This is a genomic window from Telluria sp. ZB4P37 (genome assembly GCF_059685855.1).
Genome location: NZ_JCASID010000006.1, coordinates 83653 through 107085, shown reverse-complemented (window position 1 = coordinate 107085; position 23433 = coordinate 83653). Strand labels below are relative to the sequence as shown.

Below are 23433 nucleotides of genomic sequence, written 5' to 3'. Positions count from 1 at the left end.
CTCAAATCCGCTCCAGCGCCGGCATCCATACCCGCAGCAGCGAATACAGGCGGCTCAGGTCGATCGGCTTGGCCAGGTAATCGTTGGCCCCCGCGGCCAGGCATTGCTCCTGGTCGTCCTTCATGGCCTTGGCAGTGATCGCGATGATCGGCAGGCGGTCGAAACGCCCGTCCGCGCGGATGCGGCGCGTCGCTTCCAGCCCGTCCATCCCGGGCATCATCACGTCCATCAGTACCAGGTCGATGCCAGGGACTTCGTCGAGCTTGACGATCGCTTCGAAGCCGTTGCGGCCGATTTCGACCTTCGCGCCGCGCGACTCGAGCGCGCTGGTGAGGGCAAACACGTTGCGCACGTCGTCGTCCACCAGCAGGATGGTGCGGTCTTCGAACACGCGGTCGCGTCCGCGCACGGTCTTCAGCATGCTCTGGCGCTCGGACGACAGCTCGCTTTCGACCTTGTGCAGGAACAGCGTGACTTCGTCGAGCAGGCGCTCGGGCGAGCGCGCGCCCTTGATGATGATCGAGCGCGAATACTTGAGCAGCTCGGCCTCTTCGTCGCGTGTCAGGTTGCGGCCGGTGTAGACGATCACCGGCGGGAAGGAGCACAGTTCTTCATGCGACATGCGCTCGAGCAGCTCCCTGCCCTGCATGTCGGGCAGCTTCAGGTCGATGATCATGCAGTCGTAGACCTGGCTGTGCAGCAGGGCCAGGGCTTCGCCGCCGGTGCCGACCGCATTGATCTCGACGTCGGCGTCCGCAATGAGTTTCACCACGCTGTCGCGCTGGCGCTCGTCGTCCTCGACCAGCAGCACGTGCTTGATCTTCTGCGACGACTTTTCCTGCAGCTTGCGGAACACCTCTTCCAGCTGCTCGCGCGAGGTAGGCTTGAGCGCATAGCCGATCGCGCCCAGGTGCAGGGCTTCGCCGCCGTTCTCGATGCTCGATACAACGTGTACCGGGATGTGGCGGGTGGCCGGGTTGTCCTTGAGTTGCTGCAGCACCGACAGGCCCGAGCCGTCCGGCAGGCGCACGTCGAGCAGCACGGCGTCCGGCTTCCGGGCAGTGGCCAGCGCCAGGCCTTCGCCGGCGGTGAGCGCCACCAGGCAGCGGTAATCGAGTTCGTGCGCCAGGTCGAACAGGATGCGGGCGAACTCGGGATCGTCCTCGACCACCAGCACGGTGCGCATGCCCTCGGCCGGCTGTTCGCGGTCGTCCGCGAAGCTTGCCGCTGGCACGGCATCGGCCGTCGGGACAGGCTGGGCGGCCACCGGCTTGACCTGCTTGACCGGCTTGACCGGCTTGACCTGCTGGGCTGGCTGGGCCGGCTGGAACACCTGCGCCTGCACCAGCGGCGGCGGCGGGCTGGCCGCTACCGTGCCGTCGCGCGGCAGGCTCAGGGTAAACAGGCTGCCCTCGCCGGGCGTGCTCGCCACCGTGAGGCTGCCGCCGAGCAGGTTGGTCAGGTCGCGCGAGATCGACAGCCCCAGGCCGGTGCCGCCGAAGCGGCGGCTGGTGGTGCCGTCGGCCTGGTGGAATGCGTCGAAGATCTTGCCCTGCTGTTCCTGCGGGATACCGATGCCCGAATCGCGCACGGCAAACTGCACCCAGCCTTCGGGCGTGACCGAGACAAGCATGCTGACGGCGCCGGCATCGGTAAACTTCACCGCGTTCGACATCAGGTTCTTGAGGATCTGCTCGATGCGCTGGCGGTCGGTGACAATGGTGGCCGGCACGCTGGCCTCGACCGTCACCGAGAAGTCGAGCGCCTTCTGGCGTGCCAGCGGTTCGAAGGTGCGGGCCATGCCTTCGACCATGCGGCGCAGCGGCACGTTCTCCGGCACCAGTTCGAGCTTGCCGGCTTCGACCTTCGAGATGTCGAGAATGTCGTTAATCAGGTGCAGCAGGTCGTTGCCGGCCGAGTAGATGGTCTGGGCGAAGCGCACCTGCTCCTCGTTCAGGTTGCCCGGCACGTTGTCGGACAGGAGCTTGGCCAGGATCAGCGAGCTGTTGAGCGGCGTGCGCAGCTCGTGCGACATATTGGCGAGGAACTCGGACTTGTAACGGCTGGCGCGCTCCAGTTCCAGCGCGCGCTCGCGCAGCTGTTCCTGGGCGCTGCTCAAGGAAGCGTTTTTCATGTCCAGATTGAGCGCCTGCTCGGCCAGCTGGTCGTTGGTGGCGCGCAGTTCCGACTGCTGGTTTTCCAGCGCGGAATGCGATTCTTCCAGCGCGCGCGACTGCTCCTCGAGTTCCTCGTTGGCGGTGCGCAGCTCTTCCTGCTGCACCTGCAGTTCCTCGTTCAGGGTCTGGGTTTCTTCCAGCGCATGCTGCAGGCGCAGGCGGTACAGCACCGCTGCGATCGACGCGCCGACCGACGGTGCGATCAGGTCCATGAATTCGCGGTCGCGATCTGTCACCGGACGCAGGAAACCGATTTCGATCACGCCCTTGATCTTGCCGTGGTTGTGGACCGGCGCGATCAGGAGTTCGCGCGGCGGCGCCTCGCCCAGGCTCGAGGCAACCTTGATATAACCGGCCGGCAGGTCTTTCAACACCAGGACGCGGTTTTCCAGCACGGCGCGGCCGGCCAGCGAGTCGCGCGGCATGAGCACCTGCGCATCGTCGGCCGCATCGTAGGCGAAGCCATAGGCGCCGATCCGGCGCAGCACGCCGTCCTCGCCATGGGAATACATGGCTGCCACCACGCCTTCCAGGTAGCGGGTCACATGCCGCAATACCGCATCGGCCAGCGGTTCGAGCGTATGGATACCGGTGCTCAGCGCAGCCAGCTCGGTCTGGCCCGAGCGCAGCCAGTCCTGGTGGCGCAATCGTGCATTGTGCTTGGCCTCGTGCTCGATCGTCTCCTGGTAAGAGGTCGACAGGCTCACCAGCTGGCGCCGGCCGAACAGGGCCAGGCCGATACCGACCAGGAGGCTCAGCAGCAGGAAACTGACCACCGACCAGGTCGTGACGCGGCGCGCCTGCTCGGTACGCTCCTGCAGCAGGCGCCGTTCGACATCCAGGAACTGCTCGAAGGTCTTGCGCACGTCGTCGGTGAGGCTCTTGCCACGACCGGCGCGCACCGGGCCGACGAAATCGCCGTCCTCGCGCCGCAGCGCGATCATCTCCGTGGCGAACTGCTCCCACTGGGTCTGTACCGACTGGATGCGGCGCATCCGGTCGGTCTGCGCCGGGTTGTCCGACACCAGCCGTGCCAGGTCCTGCAAGCCGTCCTGCATGCGGCGGCGCGCCAGCATGTAGGGGGACAGGAAGGCCTCGTCGTCGGCGATCAGGTAGCCGCGCAAGCCCGTCTCCATCTCGGCGGACAGCTTGCTGACCTCCTGGGCATTGCCGATCACGCGCTCGGAGTGCTCGACCCAGTTCAGGACGTTGATCAGGTAGGCGATGATGCCTACGAACACAACCGCCGTCACGACGCTCATTGCCAGCGGCAAGGCGACGTTGCGGGTCAGGATGCGGCGGAACCGGGAATTGTCGATGGGTGAGCCGGGCATGCGTAGGAAATGTTAGGAGAAAAATATCCTGAGTGTAATGCATCAACGAAATTCCATTCGCACAATTGAATGTTAATCTGATACAGATATTGTCAATATGAAAATTATCTCCCGAGCACCTGCGGGGCCTGCTTTCCTTTGTGCCGCGCCGCCAGGTGGGTCGCAAGATACGGCGCCGTCCGGCTCGCCTTGCAGGCTGCCACTCCGGCCGGCGGCCCGGCGCAAACCACGGTGCCGCCCATGTCGCCCGCCCCCGGCCCCACGTCGATCACCCAGTCGCAGCCCGCCACCACCCGCATCGTGTGCTCGACCACGATGACCGTATTGCCCGCGTCGACCAGGCGGTTGAGCTGCACCACCAGGCGGTCGGCGTCGTGCGGGTGCAGGCCGGTGGTCGGCTCGTCCAGTACGTACAAGGTGTTGCCACGGCCGGCCCGCTGCAGCTCCGAAGCCAGCTTGATGCGCTGCGCCTCGCCGCCGGACAGCTCGGTGGCCGGCTGGCCCAGGCGCAGGTAGTCCAGCCCGACTTCGCGCAGCACTTCGAGCGCGCGCCCGACCAGCGGTTCGCCTTCGAAGAAGTCGATCGCCTCGCCTACCGTCATGCCCAGTACCTGGGCGATGTTGCGGCCGCGGTAGGTCACTTCCAGCGTCTTGGCGTTGTAGCGCGCCCCTTCGCAGGTCGGGCATGGCGCATATACGCTCGGCAGGAACAGCAGTTCGACCATCACGAAGCCTTCGCCGGCGCAGTGCTCGCAGCGGCCCTTGGCCACGTTGAACGAGAAGCGCCCGGCGTCGTAGCGGCGCTTCTTCGCATCCGGCGTGGCCGCGAACAGCTTGCGCACGCCGTCGAACAGGCCGGTATAGGTGGCCAGGTTCGAGCGCGGGGTGCGGCCGATGGGCTTCTGGTCGACCCGCACCATGCGCTTGACGCCCTCCATGCCGGCCACGATGCGGCCCTCCAGCGGCAGCGCCCCCTCTTGCTCCAGCCCGGGGTCCTCGCCCTCGCCCGCATCCTGGTCGGGGGCAGGATGGCCAAGTGCCTGCGCCACCAGCTCGACCAGCACCTGGCTGACCAGGCTCGATTTGCCCGAGCCGGAAACGCCAGTCACCGCGCTGAGCACCCCCAGTGGGAACGCGGCATCGAGCTGATTGAGGTTGTTGCGTGTGACGCCTTCCAGCCGCAGCCAGCCGGTGGGCTCGCGCGGGGTGCGCGGCGCCAGCGGCAATTCGTCAAACAGGTAGCTGCGCGTCTGCGAGGCGGCCACCTGTTTCAGGCCGGCCGGTGCGCCGCTATACAGTACCTGGCCGCCCTTCTCGCCCGCGGCCGGGCCGACGTCGACGATCCAGTCGGCCTGGCGGATCACGTCCAGCGCATGTTCGACCACGAACAGCGAGTTGCCGGCGCTCTTCAACTGGGCCAGCGCATCGAGCAGCGCCTCGGTGTCGGCCGGGTGCAGGCCGGCCGAGGGCTCGTCCAGCACGTACACCACGCCGAACAGGTTCGAGCGCACCTGCGTGGCCAGGCGCAGGCGCTGCAGCTCGCCCGGCGACAGGGTCGGCGTGCTGCGCTCCAGCGCCAGGTAGCCCAGGCCCAGGTCGAGCAGCACCTCCAGGCGCGCGCACAGGTCCTGGGCGATGCGCTGGGTGACGATCATCTGCTCGGGATGCTCCTTGGCGCGGCGCTTGTTCTTCAGGGCTTCTCCCGCCGCATACGGCTTCATGAGTTCACTCAGCCGCGCCAGGGGCGTGCGCGACAACTCGGTGATGTCCATGCCGGCAAAGGTGACCGACAGCGCTTCCTGCCGCAGCCGCTTGCCGCGGCACAGCGGGCATTCGGTACTGACCATGTAGCGCGCGACGCGCTTTTTCATGGACGCGCTCTCGGTATTGGCGAAGGTCTGCAGCACGTAGCGGCGCGCGCCTGTAAAGGTGCCTTGGTAGCTGGGCGTCTCCTTGCGCCTCAATGCCGCACGGGTTTCCTTGGGTGTGAGGCCGGCGTAGACCGGCACCGAGGGCGTCTCGTCGGTGAACAGGATCCAGTCGCGGTCCTTTTTCGGCAGGTCGCGCCACGGAGTATCGACGTCATAACCCATCGTCACCAGGATGTCGCGCAGGTTCTGGCCATGCCAGGCGGGCGGCCAGGCCGCCACCGCACGCTCGCGGATGGTGAGCGAGTCGTCCGGCACCAGCGACTGTTCGGTGACTTCGTAGACGCGGCCCAGGCCCGAGCACCGGGTGCAGGCGCCTTCCGGCGTATTCGGCGAGAACGACTCGGCATACAGCAGCTCCTGCCCCGGCGGATAGTCGCCGGCGCGCGAGTACAGCATGCGCAGGGAATTCGACAGGGTGCTGACGCTGCCGACCGAGGAGCGCGCGGTGGGCGAGCCGCGCTGCTGCTGCAGGGCGACGGCCGGCGGCAGGCCTTCGATCTCGTCGACTTCCGGCACCGGCATCTGGTGGAACAGCCGGCGCGCATAGGGCGAGACCGATTCCAGGTAGCGCCGCTGGGCTTCCGCATACAGCGTGCCGAAGGCCAGCGAGGATTTACCGGAGCCGGACACGCCGGTGAACACCACCAGCGCGCCGCGCGGAATGTCGACGTCGACGTTCTTCAGGTTGTGTTCTCTCGCGCCGCGCACCCGGACGTAGCCGATCTGGCCGTCGCCGGCGGCCGGCGTCGCTTTGTCTTGTTTGCGCATGCCATTCCCGTCCCCATGGTCGATGGGCCATTGTCGCCCCCACTTGCCGCGCTGACGGTGCGCTCACGAACAGTAGCGCTATGGCCCGGCAGCGAGGGCCAGCAGGCGGTCGCGCACCGCAGCGATGCCATCCTGCCCGCGAAACCGGGCGCTGGCCTGCCTGGCGCGCATGGCCACGTCCTGCCTGGTCACCCGGCGCAGCGCCGCCCTAAGCCGCGCCGGATTCAGGCGCGCGGCGCGCAGGCTGGCGCCGACCCCGAGCCTTTCCGCACGCGCCGCGTTATCGAACTGGTCGTGCGCCAGCGGCACGACCAGTTGCGGCGTGCCGGCCCGAAGGGCTTCGGCCATGGTGCCGATGCCGCCGTGGTGCACCAGCGCGGCGACGTGCGGCAGCAGCACGCGCAGCGGCACATAGTTCTGCCACGCGACTTGCGACGGCAGGTGGGCCGGCAGCTGTTCGCGGTGCGGCGTCAGGAAGATCGCGCGCAGCCCCAGGCTTGCGCAAGCATCCAGTGCGCAGCGGAAGTAATGTGCGGCCTGACGGTTGCCGGTACCCGGCGTGAACACCACCGGCGGCGTGCCCTCTTTAATGAAGCGTGCGATCTCGGGCGCCAGTTGCGCGTCCGGTGTCGGGTCGTACAGGGGAAAGTCGCCGCGTGCCAAAGGCTGCGGCCAATCCGGCTGGGTCGGGGCGAACCATTCGGGGAACAGGGTGAGCGACAGGTCGGGCACCGCCACGATGTGGTCGATCAGGTCCTCTACCTTCGCCAGGCCATGCCGGCTGCGCGCCGCGTTCACGTCGGGCAGCGCCACCGGGTTGATGAGCGCATTGCCGATGCGGCGCCACAGCCAGCGGCGCGCGCCCAGCGGCACCCAGCGCGGCACCGGCCAGGGGCCGAGCATGAGCGGATCGTGTACGGTCGGCAGGTTCGAGGGCGCCAGGTAGGCTGCCGCCACTTTCAGGCCGGGCCGGCGCGCGCGGCACAGGTCTGCCTCGGGCAGGGCCAGCGGATGGACCAGCAGCACTATGCGATCGCCAGGCGGCAGCCCGGCGACGAAGCCCGGCAGCTGCGCCATGGCCGGACGCGTCGCGCGCCAGACGACAGCCAGGCCGCGCGTAGGGTGCCACAGGTCGGGATGGTCGAGCACCGCTTCGTCTGCCGGCAGGCCGTGGAAGGTCAGGCCGGCGCCTTCCACATAGGGCGCGTGCTGCACAGGCCCCAGCAGGGTGACGCGCTGCCCGGCCTCGAGCAAGGCCAGGGCCAGGCGCATGAAGGGGAACAGGTCGCCGGCCGAGCCGATGGTGACGACCACGAAGTGAGCCGGCGACGGGTGCATGGGGCGAGCCGCGCCGGTCAGAAGCTCAGCGTGCCTTCGATCGAATCGTCCAGCGTCTTGCCGAGCACCGCGCCGACCACGATCTTGGCGCCCGCCACCGCACCGCCGTGCTTGTTGTCCCAGTAGTAGCCCTGGCGCGGAATCACGCGAATCGCGGTGATGCGCGGATCGTCCTCGCCTTCGGTGAACCAGGTCTTGAGCATGAAATTCCACAGTTGCTTGATGCGCGCACGGTCGGTCAGCACCTCGGCATAGCCGTCAACTTCGACGAAGCCGGAATGCGAGCATTTCTGGAAGTAGAGTTTTACTGCCGGGTTGGCGGCGATTTCGGCGTTCTTGTGGCTGTCGCTCGCGCTCAGGAACCACAACTGGCCGGCGTCGTCGATCTCGCGCACGCTCATCGGACGCATGCCGCGGCTCGGACCGATCCCGCCCTGGGTGGTAAAGAAGCAGGATTTTGCGTCGTCGACGATGCCCTTGAGGCATTCGACGGCATCGACGCCATTCAGGTCGCGGCGGTTGCGTTCTGGCTGGTTGCGATTGATTGAATCCATGAGGTTTCCCCTGGCCGGTGGGCCGATGGGGCGACTTTAGCGGCGATCGGGCGGCGCGTCTGTGGGAACGCGAACACTTGCGCCGCCGTGAGCGGCTACAGGAAGCGGTCCAGGATCTTGCGCGTGTGCTTGTCGATATGGAACATGTCGCGCACCAGGAAGTTGATGCCGTGGCTGTCGGATACCAGCAGCGAGGCTTCGCCGACGCGGCGGATATCCTCGTCGACCTTGAGCACGAACTCGGTGTCGCCGCGGTCGGTGTTCACATACCACGTGCAGGGCGTGGCGAAGCTCGAGACGTCCTTGATGTGCAAGATTTCGGGGATGAATTCGCGGCCCTCGATTTCTTCCTGCACCAGGCTGCGCATCTGTTCCGGCAATTCATCCAGGTCGTCGATCCAGGCCGCTTCCTTGCCGCCGTCGCGCACCAGTGAGATGCCGCGGGTCGGCGCCTGGATCGGGAAGGCGCGCACCGGGATGACGCCGACGTGCTCTTCGCCTTCAGCGGTGGTGAGCACCAGCTTGCCGAAGCTGTCCCGGCGCAGTTGGAAAGTAATCGTCATCAGTCGTCCTTGTCGTCTGGATCCTGGTCCACGTTGCGCGCCTGCGCTTCGTAGAGTCGGTGGTAGGCGCCTTCGCGCGCCATCAGGTCATCGTGGTTGCCCTCTTCCACCACCACGCCGCGGTCCAGCACCACCAGGCGGTCGGCGCGGTGCAGCGTGGACAGGCGGTGGGCGATGGCGATGGTAGTGCGCCCTTTCACCAGGTTGTCGAGCGCCTTCTGGATTTCCTTTTCGGTTTCCGAGTCCACCGAGGACGTCGCTTCGTCCAGGATCAGGATCGGCGGGTCGATCAGCAGCGCGCGCGCGATCGAGATGCGCTGGCGCTCGCCGCCGGACAGGCCCTGGCCGCGCTCGCCCACCATCGAGTCGTAGCCCTGCGGCAGGCGCAGGATGAACTCGTGGGCGTGGGCCGCGCGCGCCGACGCGATGATTTCTTCGCGTGTGGCGCCCGGCTTGCCGTAGGCGATGTTCTCGGCGATCGTCCCGAAGAACAGGAAAGGCTCCTGCAGCACCAGGCCGATGTGGCGGCGGTAGTCTGCCACCGCAAAGCTGCGGATGTCGACGCCGTCCAGCAAAATCGCGCCTTCGGCCACGTCGTAGAAACGGCAGATCAGGTTCACCAGCGTGCTCTTGCCCGAACCCGAATGCCCGACCAGGCCGACCATCTCGCCGGCCTTGATCTTCAGCGAGATGCCACGGTTGACGGCGCGGTTACCGTAGCGGAAACCGACTTCGCGCAGCTCGATGTTGCCCGACACTTTAGGCACCGTGACCGGGTTGACCGGGTCCGGCACGCTCGAGACGTGGTCGAGGATGTCGAAGATGCGCTTGGCCGCCGACGCCGATTTCTGCGTCACCGACACGATACGGCTCATGGAGTCCAGCTTCACGTAGAAGCGGCCGCTGTAGGCGATGAAGGCCGACAGCGTGCCGACCGTGATGTCGCCCTGCGAGACCTGCCAGATGCCGAAACACCAGATTACCAGGAGACCCAGTTCGGTCAGCAGCGAGACCGTCGGCGAGAACAGCGACCATACCTTGTTCAACTTGTCGTTCACGACCAGGTTGTGGCGGTTGGCTTCGCGAAAGCGCATGGCTTCGCGCTTTTCCTGGGCAAAGGCCTTGACCACGCGGATGCCGGGGATGGTATCGGCCAGCACGTTGGTGACTTCGCCCCAGACCCGGTCGATCTTCTCGAAGCCGGTGCGTAGCCGGTCGCGCACCACGTGGATCATCCAGGCGATGAAGGGCAGCGGCACCAGGGTGACCAGTGCCAGCCAGGGGTTCATGCTGAACAGGATCACGCCCGTCATGATGATCAGGAGGACATCCGACAAGAAGTCGAGCAGGTGCAGCGACAGGAAGACACTGATCCGGTCGGACCCGCTGCCGATGCGCGACATCAGGTCGCCGGTGCGTTTACCGCCAAAGAATTCGAGGGACAGCCGCAGCAGGTGTTCGTAGGTGGTCGAGCGCAGGTCGGCGCTGATGCGCTCGGAGGCCAGCGCCAGCACATAGGTCTTGCCCCAGCCCAGCGCCCAGGCCAGCATGGACGCGCCGAACAGTCCCCCCATATAGAGATAGACGAGCGACACGTCGATACTCTGCCCGTTCTGGTACGGGATCAGGACATTGTCCATCAGCGGCTTGGTGAGATACGGCGGGATCATGTGCGCCGCCGTCGAACCGAGCATCAGCAGGAAGCCGACCAGCAGCTGGCCCTTGTAAGGCCGGGCGAAGCGCCACAGGCGGAACAGGGTCCAGGTGGACGGCGGCGTGTGCAGCACCTTGGCACACACGGCGCATTCGGCGTCGTCGGCCTCGAGCGGCGCCTTGCAGCTCGGGCAGGCATGCTGGTCGGGCGCGCACACCGGCATGCCGGAGAGGTGGCTTTTCAGCTGGTCGGCGAAAGCGTCGGCCACCCGGACCGCGTGCAGGTTCTGCCCCAGCGTAAAGCGCCAGGACGCCAGCAAACCATCAAGATCGACCAGCTCCAGGTGGCCGACCCCGGCGTGGTCGTGGTGGCGCAAGGCCAGGCCCGGGCGCCAGCCCCAGTCGCGCCAGCCGCTCTCGCCCGGCGCGCGCGCCAGCAGGCGGCGGTTGGTGACCACCACCAGGCCTTTCGTGAAACGTAATTTCGAATCGAGGTCAACCTCGACACTGTTTAAAACGTTTTCCCCTGGTGCAAGCTGTTTCGTAACGTCATTTTGCCAGTGATCAGGCAACACGCCGGCGGTGACCGCCGGGGACGACGGAATAGCAAGTTGTTGAGTTGTCATGTAATGCGCCCGACATCAGGCAATGGGTTCTGGTGGGATGTGCAGCAGGGCCGCCTTGACAGCGCACAGGTCTGCCGGCGCTTCCGTTTGCGTGAAATGCTCCACAAACGGATATAACGTTTCTGCGTATCCTTTGGATGACAGGAACGAAGCTTGGCAGAAAACGTTGCGGCACGGTAAGCTTCGGGCCGGCAAGTATACATGATGCGCGCTGCGGAACGCCGGCTTTCGGTACCGTAGCGACAGGCAGGCAAACATAGGTAAAGGCGCGCGACATGCGAGCAGCGGCGGCCGGCAAAGACATTTTTTCATGAACAAGAAGAACGACATCAAGTTCCTCCGCGTGAACCACCTGCGCGGTCCGAACATCTGGACCTACCGCCCGGTCATCGAAGCCTGGCTCGACATCGGCGAACTCGAAGACTACCCCTCGCACACCCTGCCCGGCTTCACCGACCGCCTGCTCGCCTGGCTGCCGGGCCTGATGGCCCACCATTGCGGCGTCGGCCACCACGGCGGCTTCGTCGAGCGCCTGCACGAAGGCACCTGGGCCGGCCACATCCTCGAGCACATCGTGCTCGAACTGCAGAACCTGGCCGGCATGAAGACCGGCTTCGGCAAGACCCGCTCGACCGGCGAGCATGGCATCTACAAGATGGCCTTCCGCACCCGCGACCCCATCGTCGGCCGCGCCGCGCTGGACGCAGGCCACGCCTTGATCATGGCCGCCATCAACGACACGCCCTTCGACATGGCCGCCACGGTCCAGCACCTGACCGGCCTGGTCGACCGCTACTGCCTCGGCCCGTCCACCGCGCACATCGTCGATGGCGCCACCGGCCGCGGCGTCCCGTCGATCCGCCTCACCGAAGGCAACCTGGTGCAGCTCGGCCATGGCGCCGCGCAGCGCCGCATCTGGACCGCCGAGACCGACCGCACCAGCGCCATCGGCGAAGGCATCGCCAGCGACAAGGACCTGACCAAGACCCTGCTGGCCTCGTGCGGCGTTCCGGTGCCGGAAGGCGCCCTGGTACGCAGCGCCGAACAGGCATGGGAAGAAGCGCAGGACATCGGCCTGCCGGTCGTGGTCAAGCCGGTCGACGGCAACCATGGGCGCGGCGTGACCCTGAACCTCATGACCGGGGCCGAAGTCGCCACCGCCTACGCGATCGCCTCGGAAGCCGGCGACAGCACGGCGGTGCTGGTCGAGCGTTTCATCCCCGGTAACGAACACCGCCTGCTGGTGGTGGGCCGCAAGGTGGTCGCTGCCGCCAAGGGCGAATCGCTGTGGGTGACGGGCGACGGCACGCAGTCGGTCACCGAACTGTGCGACAGCCAGATCAACACCGACCCGCGCCGCGGCGACAGCGAAGAGCACCCGCTCGGCCGCGTCACCCCGCAGGACAACGAAATCCTGCTCGACCTGAAGCGCCAGGGCCTCACGCCCGATTCCGTGCCGCAGGCCGGCCAGAAAGTGCTGATCCAGGTGAACGGCAACGTCGCCGACGACGTCACCGACCAGATGCACCCGTCGGTCGCGCATGCCGCGGCCCTGGCCGCGCGCATCGTTGGCCTGGACATCGCCGGCATCGACCTGGTGACCAGCGACATCACGCGCCCGCTGGAAGAGACGCGCGGCGCCATCATCGAAGTCAATTCGAGCCCGGGCCTGCTGGCCCACATCAAGCCGGCCAGCGGCGAGCCGCGCAACGTCGGCAAGGCGATCGTCGACCACCTGTTCCCGGAAACCGAGAGCGGCCGCATCCCCGTGGTCGGCGTCACCGGCACGCTCGGCACCAGCCTGATCGCGCGCCTGGTGGGCTGCCTGGTGCACATCACGGGCAAACACGTGGGCGTGGCCAACGGCGAAGGCCTGTACCTGGACGCGCGCAAGGTCTCCGCGAAAGACGCGACCGGCTTCGACGCCGGCCAGCGCATCCTGATCAACCGCAGCGTGCAGACCGCCGTGTTCGAATCGAATGCGCGCTCGATCCTGTCGGAGGGCCTGCCCTACGACCGCTGCACGGTGGGCATCGTGACCGACATGGAGGGCCTGGCAGGTCTCGACGAGTTCTACATCCGCGACCAGGATGCGCTGTACAACGTCATCCGCAGCCAGGTCGACGTCATCCTGCCGGAAGGCACGGCCGTGCTCAATGCCGCGAATGAAGCCGTGGCGGCGCTGGCCGAACTGTCCGACGGCCGCGTGATCTTCTATGCGCTCGACGAAGAAAACCAGGTCGTGGCAAGCCACCGCGCCGAAGGCGAACGCGTGGTGTTCGTGCGCGACAACCGCATCATCCTGGCCGAAGGTTTTGACGAAGAAACCGCGCTGCTGGACCTGTCGAAGATCCCGCCGGCGACGGTCAAGCATCCGGACAGCGTACTGGCGGCAGTGGCCGCGGCATGGGCGCTGGGCGTGCCGCCGGACCTGATCTGCGGCGGCCTGCGCGCCTTCGACGCCACCCCTAAAAAAACGCATCACTAATACAAGAATGGCCCGGCCGCCGCGCCGGGCCCTGGCGTCCGCACCGCCCCAAGGCATGCGGCGCCGCGAAAGGACTGACGGTTTATGGAAGTATCTCGCGTACGGGCCCTGCGTGGCCCCAACCTCTGGAGCCACCACACCTCGGTGGAGGCGATCGTCGCCTGCACCCCGGATGAAGAATCGATCGGCACCTTGAGCGGCTTCGAAGCCCGCCTGCGCGCGCGCTTCCCGCAGGTGGGTTACCTGCAGCCGACCGGCCACGACGACACCGTATCGATGGCCCAGGTGCTCGAGCGGGTTACCCTGTCGCTGCAGGCCGAAGCCGGCTGCCCGGTCACCTTCAGCCGCAGCACCGCCACCCTGGAACCGGGCATCTACCAGGTGGTGGTCGAATACAGCGAGGAAGACGTCGGCCGCCTGGCCATCGAACTGGCCCAGCAGCTGTGCGACGCTGCGCGCAACGACACCGAATTCGACCTCGCCGCCGCCCTGGCGCGCCTGCGCGATGTCGACGAAGACGTGCGCCTCGGGCCATCCACCGGTGCGATCGTGCAGGCCGCAGTGGCCCGCAACATCCCGTTCCGCCGCCTGACCGAGGGCAGCCTGGTCATGTTCGGCTGGGGCAGCCGCCAGCGCCGCATCCAGGCCGCCGAGATCGACGCCACCGGAGCCATTGCCGAGACCATCGCGCAGGACAAGGAACTGACCAAGAAGCTGCTGGACGCCGCCGGCGTGCCGGTGCCGCAAGGCCGCAGCGTGAGCGACCCGGACGATGCCTGGGCCGCGGCTCAGGAAATCGGCCTGCCGGTTGTGATCAAGCCGAAGGATGGCAACCAGGGCAAGGGCGTGACGGTCAACGTCACTACCAAGGAACAACTCACGGCCGGTTTCCACACCGCGTCGGAATTTCGCGACGACATCCTGGTCGAGCGCTACCTGCCGGGCTACGACTACCGCCTCCTGGTGATCGGCGACAAGCTGGTGGCCGCCGCCCGCCGCGATCCGCCCTTCGTGGTCGGCGACGGCGTGCATACCGTGCGCGAGCTGGTCGAGCAGGTCAACCGCGACCCGCGCCGCGGCGAAGGCCATTCGACTTCGCTGACCAAGATCCGCTTCGACGACATCGCCCTGGCCACACTCGCCGCGCGCGGCATGGACGCCGATTCCAAGCCGGCCCAGGGCCAGCGCGTCGTGCTGCGCAATAACGCCAACCTGTCGACCGGCGGCACCGCCACCGACGTCACCGACGACGTGCACCCGGAAGTCGCCGAGCGCTGCATCGCGGCCGCCCACATGGTGGGCCTGGACATCTGCGGCGTCGACCTGGTGTGCGACAGCGTATTGAAGCCGATCGAACAACAAAACGGCGGCATCGTCGAGGTCAACGCCGCGCCGGGCCTGCGCATGCACCTGTCGCCTTCGTTCGGCAAGAGCCGCCCGATCGGCGAAGCCATCGTCTCGACCCTGTTCGCGGATGGCGACGACGGCCGCATCCCGGTGGTTGCCGTGACCGGCACCAACGGCAAGACCACGACCGTGCGCCTGATCGCCCACCTGCTCACCGCATCGGGTCTGCGTACCGGCATGACGAATACCGATGGCGTCTACATCGAAGGCCGCCGCATCGACAGCGGCGACTGCTCCGGCCCGCGCAGCGCGCGCAACGTGCTGCTGCACCCGGACGTCGACGCCGCCGTGTTCGAAACGGCGCGCGGCGGCCTGCTGCGCGAAGGCCTGGCGTTCGACCGCTGCCAGGTCGCGGTCGTCACCAATATCGGCGCGGGCGACCACCTCGGGCTGAACTACATCACCACCCTGGAGGACCTCGCGGTACTCAAGCGCGTGATCGTCCAGAACGTGGCGGTAGGCGGCATGGCCGTGCTCAACGCCGCCGACCCGGTGGTGGCCGCGATGGCCGAGAACACCCATGGCGACGTCACCTTCTTCGCGCTCGACGTGAATAACCCCTTGATGTCGATGCACCGCGCCCAGGGCCGCCGCGTCGTCTTCGTCGAAGACGGCCAGCTGGTCGCGGCGCAGGGCAAGGTCGAGCACCGCGTGCCGCTCGCCGACGTGCCGATCACCCGCGGCGGCGCGGTCGGCTTCCAGGTCGAGAACGTGATGGCCTCGGTGGCTGCCGCCTGGGCCGTGGGCATCTCGTGGGACGCGATCCGCGCCGGCCTGCGCACCTTTGTCGGCGAAAGCGACAATGCGCCGGGCCGCTTCAACGTGTTCGACTACCGCAGCGCGACCCTCATCGCCGACTACGGCCACAACCCGGACGCGATCGCGGCCCTGGTCAACGCGGTCGAAGCGATGCCGGCGAAACGTCGCTCGGTGGTGATCAGCGGCGCGGGCGATCGCCGCGACCAGGACATCACCCAGCAGACCGAAATCCTCGGCCGCGCTTTCGACGACGTGCTGCTCTACCAGGACCAGTGCCAGCGTGGCCGCGCCGACGGCGAAGTGCTCGCCTTGCTGCGCCAGGGTCTGGACGGCGCCACGCGCACCACCCACGTCGAGGAAATCAACGGCGAATTCGTGGCTATCGACCGCGCCTTGTCGCGCCTGGAACCGGGCGACCTGTGCCTGATCCTGATCGACCAGGTCGACGAAGCGCTGGCGCATATCGCGCGCCGGGTGGCCGAAGGCTGATGTCTTCTACAGCGCCGGCCCTGCCGGCGATGGGCTTGCCTACCCTGCTGCGGGCGCTGTTCAAGCGCCCGCAGTCGCGTCCAGACGCGGTGATGCCGGAACTCGTCACCGAGTATCGGCTCGACCGGCTTCCTGTTCAGGACATCGACCGCTACCGCACGGCCTTCGGTTTCATGGAGGGGCATGTCCCCGTCACCTGGTGGTACCTGGTCGCGCAGCGCGCGCACCTGGCGACGATGCTGGATCCGCGCTTTCCATTCCGGATCGCGGGCATGGTGCATATGGAGAATGCGCTTACCGAGCATGGCCGGGGCGAACCGGGGCAAGCGCTGCTGGTGCGTACCACGCTGCGCCTGCTACCGCCGTCCAGTAGCGGCGCCCTGCGCTGCGTGCTGGAGACCGTCGGCAGTGCGAACGACGCCTTGGTGTTCTCCTGCACCAGCACCTATTTAATCAAGCGCGGAACACGGCGCGACGGTAAGCCGGCGCAGGAAGCGGCGGCATCGCTTGGCGCGATCGTGACGCAATGGACGCTCGACGCCGCAGCAGGCCGCCGCTATGCGCGCCTGTCCGGCGACTGGAACCCGATTCACCTGTATGGCTGGAGCGCACGCCTGATGGGCATGCGCGCGCCGATCATCCACGGGATGCACACGCTTGCCGCAAGCTGCGCCGCCCTGGAAAAGCAATCGGGACGCCATGCCATGTCGATCGCCTGCCGCTTCCGCGCACCCGTTGCGCTGGGAATGACCGTCGCACTGCGGGCGGAAATGGAATCAGGCGATTTCGTGGTCGAAGGCGGCAGCATGCCGGCGGTGACGGGACGTTGCACGCTGGCGTGATGCCAGCGACACGATCAAGCCTGCTTGCGCAGGCGGCGTGCCGCCCCCAGCCCGAGCAGGCCGGCGCCGAAGATCAGCAGGCTGGCCGGCTCCGGCAGGTCCGTACCCGGCGAGGCCAGCTTCTCGGTAAACAGCAGGCGCGAGGAATACACCTCGAACGGATCGTAGCGCTTGGTATCCTCGAAATACAGCTGCCACTGGCCGAACATGTCCATCCCGTCGAACAAGGAAAGCGACTCGACCGGGCGGAAGGATCCCGCCGCCACGCGCCGGCCGAGGGCAGCGCCCTCATCGTCGAAGGTCACCGTGACGCGGCCGATGCCGCCGGTGTCGCCCTGGTCGTAGGTGTTTTCATTGACCAGGCGGACAACGCGGCCATCCGGGCCGACGAGGCGGATGACGATTTCGTTCTCGAAGGGCTTGTTATCGCTCAGGCAGGCTTGCCCGTTCGTGCTCAGGTAGGGGTTGTCGCACTTGGAGAAGGCGATGACGACATCCAGGTCCTTGACCAGACCGTGCGTCGTGACATCGAAACCGACATAGCCGGACGAGGCATCGAAGGCGCGGTAATCGGTGTCGACAGCGATGACGCCTGCGCTGGCCCAGCCCGCAGCGAGCGCGAGGGCTGCAGATCCCATCAGTTTTGTGCAAAATGCTTTCATGGTCTTCCCTAATTTTCCTCAAGTACAAGCAAGTTTCGCACCAGCAATAGAACATCCTTTGATTTCAATCGGTTAAAAGAAACGACACACCCACAAAACCGGTGGATGTAAAGTTTTTCGACACGCTGGATGTCCCAGCCGGCACAGCAGTACAACAAACCAGACCAGGGCCCGGCCGACTTGTCCCTTTTGCAGCAAGCGACGGGCCGATCGCGGTAAAATGACAGGTTCTGGCTTTCCACCCCGCCCTGCCGCACGACCATCGAAGAAATGACCACCGTTCCAGCTGAAATCAACGCCGCCGCCCTCAAGAACAGCACCGCGGAAAAGCTCACACCGATGATGCAGCAGTACATGCGCATCAAAGCCGATTACCCGACTATGCTGGTGTTCTACCGCATGGGGGATTTCTACGAGCTGTTCCTCGAAGACGCCGAGAAGGCCTCGCGCGTCCTCGGCATCACGCTCACGGCGCGCGGTTCCATGAACGGCAGTCCGATCAAGATGGCGGGCGTGCCCTTCCACTCGCTCGATGGCTACCTCGCCAAGCTGGTCAAGCTGGGCGAATCCTGCGCGATCTGCGAGCAGATCGGCGACCCGGCGTTAGCCAAAGGACCGGTCGAACGCAAGGTGGTGCGGGTGGTCACCCCGGGCACCCTGACCGACAGCGATCTGCTGCCCGAAAAAGCCGACCGCCCGCTGCTGGCACTGTGCATGCACAGCCAGCGCAAGACGGTCACGGTCGGCATGGCCTGGCTGTCGCTTGCCAGCGGCAACCTGCGCCTGATGGAATTCTCGGGCGAGGCGCGTGCGGTCGAAGCGCGTCTCGCGCACGAACTCGAACGCATCGCGCCGGCCGAGATCCTGCGCGCGGACTGCGCCGACCTGTTCGAATCCGAGCCGGTCGCGCATACCCAGCGCATGCCCGAATGGCATTTCGATGTACTAAAGGGTCACCAGTCGCTGCTCGACCAGCTCGGCGTCGCCACCCTCACCGGCTTTGGCGCCGACGGCCTGGGCGCGGCCTTTGGTGCGGCCGGCGCGCTGCTGCGCTATGCGCAGTCGACGCAGGGGCGCGGCCTGCAGCACGTGAACAGCCTGGCCTGCGAACTCGAAAACGAATACATCGGCCTGGACGCGGCCACGCGCCGCAACCTGGAACTGACCGAGACCATCCGCGGCCAGGAAGCGCCGACCCTGTTCTCGCTGCTGGACGGCTGCCGCACCGCGATGGGCTCACGCCTGCTGCGCCACTGGCTGCACCATGCCAAGCGCAATCAGCGGGTGGCGCGCTCGCGCCATGAGGCGATCGAGGCGCTGGCCCAGGCCGACGCTACTGGTTCGCTCTCGAGCACGCTGGCCAAGGTGCCGGACATCGAACGCATCACCACGCGCATCGCCCTGCTGTCGGCGCGTCCGCGCGACCTGTCCTGCCTGCGCGACGGCCTGAAACAACTGCCGGCCCTGCGCGAGCAGGTGGCGCGCTGCTTCATTCCGGGCGATACCTGCCTGCTGCGCGAGGTCCACGATTTGCTGGCCACGCCGGAAGCCTGCCTCGATTTGCTGGCGCGCGCGGTGATGGAAGAGCCGAGCACGATGGTGCGTGACGGCGGCGTGTTCGCGCGCGGCTTCGATGCCGAACTCGACGAGCTGCGCGCGCTGTCCGAGAACGCCGGCCAGTTCCTGGTCGACCTGGAAACGCGCGAGCGCGCCCGCACCGGCATCAGCAACCTGCGCGTCGAATACAACCGCGTGCACGGCTTCTATATCGAAGTCACCAACGGCCAGACCGACAAGGTGCCGGACGACTACCGCCGCCGCCAGACCCTGAAGAACGCCGAGCGCTACATCACGCCGGAACTCAAGGCTTTTGAAGACAAAGCGCTGTCGGCGCAAGACCGCGCGCTGGCGCGCGAGAAGATGCTGTACGACCAGCTCTTGGCGGACCTCGCGCCCTTCATCGGCTGCCTGCAGTCGATCGCCAATGGCCTGGCGCAGCTCGATACCCTGGTGGCGCTGACGTCTCACGCGGTGCGCAACAACTGGTGCGCGCCGCAGTTGGTCGACGAGCCTTGCCTTACCATCGTCGAAGGCCGCCATCCGGTGGTGGAAAACCAGATCGAGCGCTTCATTGCCAACGATTGCCGCTTGTCGAACGACCGTCGCCTGCTCCTGATCACCGGCCCGAACATGGGCGGTAAATCGACCTTCATGCGCCAGGTGGCCCTGATCACGCTGCTCGCCTATGTCGGCAGCTATGTGCCGGCCACGAGTGCCACGATCGGCCCGATCGATCGCATCTTCACCCGCATCGGCGCCAGCGACGACTTGGCCAATGGACGCTCGACCTTCATGGTCGAGATGACCGAGTCGGCCGCGATCCTCAACGGCGCCACCGAGCAGTCGCTGGTGCTGATGGACGAAGTCGGTCGCGGCACCTCGACCTTTGACGGCCTGGCGCTGGCCTGGGCGATCGCGCGCCACCTGATCGACAGCAGCCGCAGCTTTACGCTGTTCGCGACCCACTATTTCGAGCTGACCCAGCTGCCAGAAACCCATCCGAGCGCGGTCAACGTGCACCTGTCGGCGGTCGAGCACAAGGACAATATCGTGTTCCTGCACGCGGTGCAGGACGGCCCGGCCTCGCAAAGCTACGGCCTGCAGGTGGCGCAGCTGGCAGGGGTTCCGCCGGCGGTGATCAAGGCCGCGCGCAAGCACCTGGCGCGCCTCGAATCGCAGGCGCTCGACGCGACGCCGCAGCTCGACCTGTTCGCCATCGGCAGCAAAGCGCCGCACGAGCCGGAAGACCTGCCTGCCGCGCATGCGGCGCCGGACGACGAGCTACAGAAGGCCCTGGCCGCGATCGACCCGGACGCGCTCACGCCGCGCGAAGCGCTCGAACGGCTCTATGAGCTGAAACGGCTGGCCGCCTGATGCCGGCGCGCCGTCCCCTCCTCTTCGCCGTCCTGCTCGCGGCCGCGCTGGCGACGGCGCCGGCCATGTCGGCTGGTACCCGCGACAAGAAGAAAGAGAAGGAAAAGGACGAGCAGGCGCACCATTTCGTCGTGGTCGGGCACCGCGCGGCCGACGGCGGCGAAGCCGCGCTGAAGGACGTGCTGACGGATGCGAAGAACGAAGACCTGGCCTTCCTGGTCGTCACCGGCATCAAGGGTGCGCAAGAGGGCTGCGGCGACCGCGTGCTGCAGAAGCGCCGCGACTGGTTCGACCACGCCAGCCGGCCTGTCATCGTCTCGCTCACCGGCAGCGACTGGACCGGCTGCCGCAATTCGGCTGGCCGCACCAATGCCATCGAACGCCTGAACCGCTTGCGCGAACTGTTCTACGGCGAGCCGGAATCGCTCGGCAAGGAAAAACTGCCGCTCACGCGCCTGTCGAGCAGCCCGCGCTTTCGCAGCTATGCCGAGAATGCGCACTGGCAGGTCGACAAGGTGCTGTATGCCACCATCAACCTGCCGGCAGCGAACAACCATTACCTGCCGGCGGCGGGCCGCAACAGCGAATACGAAGACCGGGCGGTGGCCAACCGCTTCTGGCTGAACCGCCTGTTCGCGATCGCCAGGCAGAACAAGGTCAATGCGGTGGTGCTGTTCTCGGAGGGGAATATGCTGCCGCTGCTGCAGCCGGCCAACGGCCTGCGCGCCCTGCTGCAGCGCGCGCCGTCAGGGCACGATGGCTTTGCCGACACGCGGCGCCAGGTGCAGATGCACGCGGCGAAGTTCAAGGGACAGGTGCTGGTGATCGACAGCGCCGGGCTGCCCAAGGATGCGAAGCCGGCGATCGAATGGCGCGGCAATGTGGGGCATTTGTCCGTCGGTGCGCATGCGGTGGAGCTGCGGGTGGCGGATGAGGGCAAGAATGTGTTCAGCCTTGGTGAAGCGCTTCGCTGATCAGCGATCTTGGCTGCTCTGAAAAATTGGGTTCCCGCCTGCGCCGGAACGACGGTCCTGGGGCCACTAGCCCCGGATACGGCGTTCCGGCGAAGGCGGGAACAATGCCACTGGCATTGTCCCCTTCAATTTTTGTGCAAACCCGCAGCGTCACAAAGCGCCGCAGGCGCGTACCCGGAAATTACTGCAGCGGCTGGCTACGGAAATGATCGCCTTCGTCGCTGTCGTCCATCTCTTCATGATGATGGCCATGCGCGCCATGCACGTGGCCGTGGGCGATTTCTTCGTCCGATGCGGCGCGCACTTCGACCACGTTCAGCTCGAAACGCAGGGCCATGCCGGCCAGCGGGTGGTTGCCGTCGAGGACGACCTTGTCGTCGGCGATGTCGGTCACGGTGAAGATGGTCGGCTCTTCTTCCGCGCCATCGGCCACGCCTTCGAACTGCATGCCGACTTCGAGCGGCTCAGGCAGGCGCTTGCGGTCTTCGACCTTCACCAGGGCAGGGTCGTAGTCGCCAAAAGCGTCGTCCGGCTCGACCTGGATCGTCGACGAATAGCCCGCTTCCTTGCCGTCGAGTTCTTCTTCGATCTTCGGCAGCGTGTTCTCGTAGCCGCCATGCAGGTAGACCATCGGCTGGGAGCCTTCTTCGATCAGGTTGTTCTGGGCGTCCGACAGCTTGTAGTTGACCGTCACGACCGTATTCTTGGCAATCTTCATCGCGATTCCTTTCATTGTAAGGTCCGGATTATAACCCTTGCCCGGGCGTAGCCTCGTTCTGGCTGGTTATAATGGCGCATGAAAAAATTACAGCTCCTAGGGAATATTACTCCCGCTCAGTTCCTGCGCGATTACTGGCACAAGAAGCCCCTGCTGATCCGCCAGGCCATGCCCGGCTTCAAGCCACTGCTTAAATTCGAGAAACTGGCCGAACTGGCGCGCGAGAATTACGTCGAATCGCGCCTGGTCACGCAGCGCGACGGCCAGTGGAACATGCAGCACGGTCCCCTCACCGCGCTGCCGGCGCGCACCGAGCGCGAATGGACCATGCTGGTCCAGGGCGCCAACCTCTACGACGAACGCGCCGAAGAATTACTGCGCCAGTTCCGCTTCATTCCTGACGCGCGCCTCGACGACCTGATGATCAGCTATGCCACCGATGGCGCCGGCGTCGGTCCGCACTTCGATTCCTATGACGTCTTCCTGCTGCAGGCGCACGGCAAGCGGCGCTGGCGCATCAGCGCGCAGCAGGACCTGGACCTGGTCGAGGGCCTGCCGCTGAAGATCCTCGCCAATTTCGAGGCCGACGAAGAATACGTGCTGGAGCCGGGCGACATGCTCTACCTGCCGCCGCACTACGCCCACGATGGTGTCGCCGAAGGCGAATGCATGACCTATTCGATCGGTTTCCGCTCGCCGGGCTACCAGGAAATCGGCGAAGCCTTCCTGCAGTTCATGGCCGACTCGATCGACCTGCCCGGCCGTTATGCCGATCCGGACCTGCAGCCGGCCAAGAACCCGGCCGAGATCCCGCGCGAGATGCTCGCCACCATTACCGAAGAACTGAACAAGGTGCGCTGGGACGAAGAGGACGTCGCGATCTTCCTGGGCGAATACCTGTCCGAGCCGAAGCACAACGTGTTCTTCACCGCCCCGCCCAAGCCGCTGGTGGTCGGCCGCTTCATGGAGCAGGCGGCAAAAAAGGGACTGAGGCTCTCAAACAAGACCCTGATGCTCTACCGCGGCAAGAACGTCTTCATCAATGGCGAATCGTTTGCCGTTGGCCGGGCCGACAAGGCAGTGCTGGACGTGCTGGCGAACGAGCGCCGCCTGGCCGGCGCCCAGCTCGAAGGCGCGACCGACGACGTGCTCGAAGCGCTGTACACCTGGTACCAGGACGGCTGGGTCGAGCTCGGCTAATAGAACCCACGGAGGA

The 23433-nt window shown here is 66.3% G+C and carries 14 protein-coding genes; 6 read left to right on the top strand and 8 right to left on the bottom strand.

The genetic code is table 11. The features are described 5' to 3' along the window. Position 1: 1 nt before the first annotated feature. From AC56K1_RS12430 to AC56K1_RS12405, 6 genes are all read right to left on the bottom strand, one after another. On the bottom strand, positions 2-3511 hold the full coding sequence (locus AC56K1_RS12430) for a response regulator (RefSeq protein WP_497158151.1): 3510 nt from the start codon (positions 3509-3511) through the stop codon (positions 2-4). Between the two features lie 104 nt (positions 3512-3615). Beyond that, on the bottom strand, positions 3616-6210 hold the full coding sequence (locus AC56K1_RS12425; protein WP_497158150.1) for an excinuclease ABC subunit UvrA: 2595 nt from the start codon (positions 6208-6210) through the stop codon (positions 3616-3618). Between the two features lie 78 nt (positions 6211-6288). Next, entirely contained in the window at positions 6289-7548 is a 1260-nt protein-coding gene (locus tag AC56K1_RS12420; RefSeq protein ID WP_497158149.1) for a glycosyltransferase, read from the bottom strand. Between the two features lie 17 nt (positions 7549-7565). Continuing rightward, a complete protein-coding gene (locus AC56K1_RS12415) occupies positions 7566-8102 on the bottom strand; it encodes a pyridoxamine 5'-phosphate oxidase family protein (protein WP_497158148.1) in 537 nt (178 codons plus the stop codon). A gap of 95 nt (positions 8103-8197) precedes the next feature. Beyond that, positions 8198-8665, bottom strand: coding sequence for a cyanophycin metabolism-associated DUF1854 family protein (locus AC56K1_RS12410; RefSeq protein ID WP_497158147.1), 468 nt, complete (start codon positions 8663-8665; stop codon positions 8198-8200). Continuing rightward, on the bottom strand, positions 8665-10944 hold the full coding sequence (locus AC56K1_RS12405; protein WP_497158146.1) for a cyanophycin metabolism-associated ABC transporter: 2280 nt from the start codon (positions 10942-10944) through the stop codon (positions 8665-8667). Before AC56K1_RS12405 ends, AC56K1_RS12410 begins: the two co-directional genes overlap by 1 nt. Before the next feature lie 310 nt (positions 10945-11254). On the opposite strand from AC56K1_RS12405, the gene AC56K1_RS12400 reads away from it, so the two are divergent. From AC56K1_RS12400 to AC56K1_RS12390, 3 genes are all read left to right on the top strand, one after another. Then, a complete protein-coding gene (locus AC56K1_RS12400) occupies positions 11255-13432 on the top strand; it encodes a cyanophycin synthetase (RefSeq protein ID WP_497158145.1) in 2178 nt (725 codons plus the stop codon). Positions 13433-13516: 84 nt separating this feature from the next. After that, positions 13517-16087 (top strand): cyanophycin synthetase, encoded by a 2571-nt coding sequence (gene cphA, locus AC56K1_RS12395; protein WP_497158144.1) that lies wholly within the window; start codon positions 13517-13519, stop codon positions 16085-16087. Beyond that, a complete protein-coding gene (locus AC56K1_RS12390) occupies positions 16087-16929 on the top strand; it encodes a MaoC family dehydratase (RefSeq protein WP_497158143.1) in 843 nt (280 codons plus the stop codon). Before cphA ends, AC56K1_RS12390 begins: the two co-directional genes overlap by 1 nt. A 14-nt stretch (positions 16930-16943) precedes the next feature. Here AC56K1_RS12390 and AC56K1_RS12385 read toward each other — a convergent pair whose 3' ends face one another. Further along, the gene (locus tag AC56K1_RS12385; protein WP_497158142.1) at positions 16944-17591 is read right to left on the bottom strand and encodes a PEP-CTERM sorting domain-containing protein; all 648 of its coding nucleotides are present in this window, start codon (positions 17589-17591) and stop codon (positions 16944-16946) included. A gap of 270 nt (positions 17592-17861) precedes the next feature. Between AC56K1_RS12385 and mutS the strand changes: the two genes are divergently transcribed. Continuing rightward, on the top strand, positions 17862-20525 hold the full coding sequence (gene mutS, locus AC56K1_RS12380; RefSeq protein ID WP_497158141.1) for a DNA mismatch repair protein MutS: 2664 nt from the start codon (positions 17862-17864) through the stop codon (positions 20523-20525). Continuing rightward, complete coding sequence (locus tag AC56K1_RS12375; RefSeq protein WP_497158140.1) at positions 20525-21499, top strand: hypothetical protein; 975 nt, start codon at positions 20525-20527, stop codon at positions 21497-21499. The genes mutS and AC56K1_RS12375 overlap by 1 nt, the downstream gene beginning before the upstream one ends. Positions 21500-21680: 181 nt before the next feature. On the opposite strand, the gene AC56K1_RS12370 is transcribed toward AC56K1_RS12375, so the two are convergent. Further along, entirely contained in the window at positions 21681-22217 is a 537-nt protein-coding gene (locus tag AC56K1_RS12370; protein ID WP_497158139.1) for an FKBP-type peptidyl-prolyl cis-trans isomerase, read from the bottom strand. A gap of 78 nt (positions 22218-22295) precedes the next feature. On the opposite strand from AC56K1_RS12370, the gene AC56K1_RS12365 reads away from it, so the two are divergent. Further along, on the top strand, positions 22296-23417 hold the full coding sequence (locus tag AC56K1_RS12365) for a ribosomal protein uL16 3-hydroxylase (RefSeq protein ID WP_497158138.1): 1122 nt from the start codon (positions 22296-22298) through the stop codon (positions 23415-23417). Positions 23418-23433 lie beyond the last annotated feature (16 nt).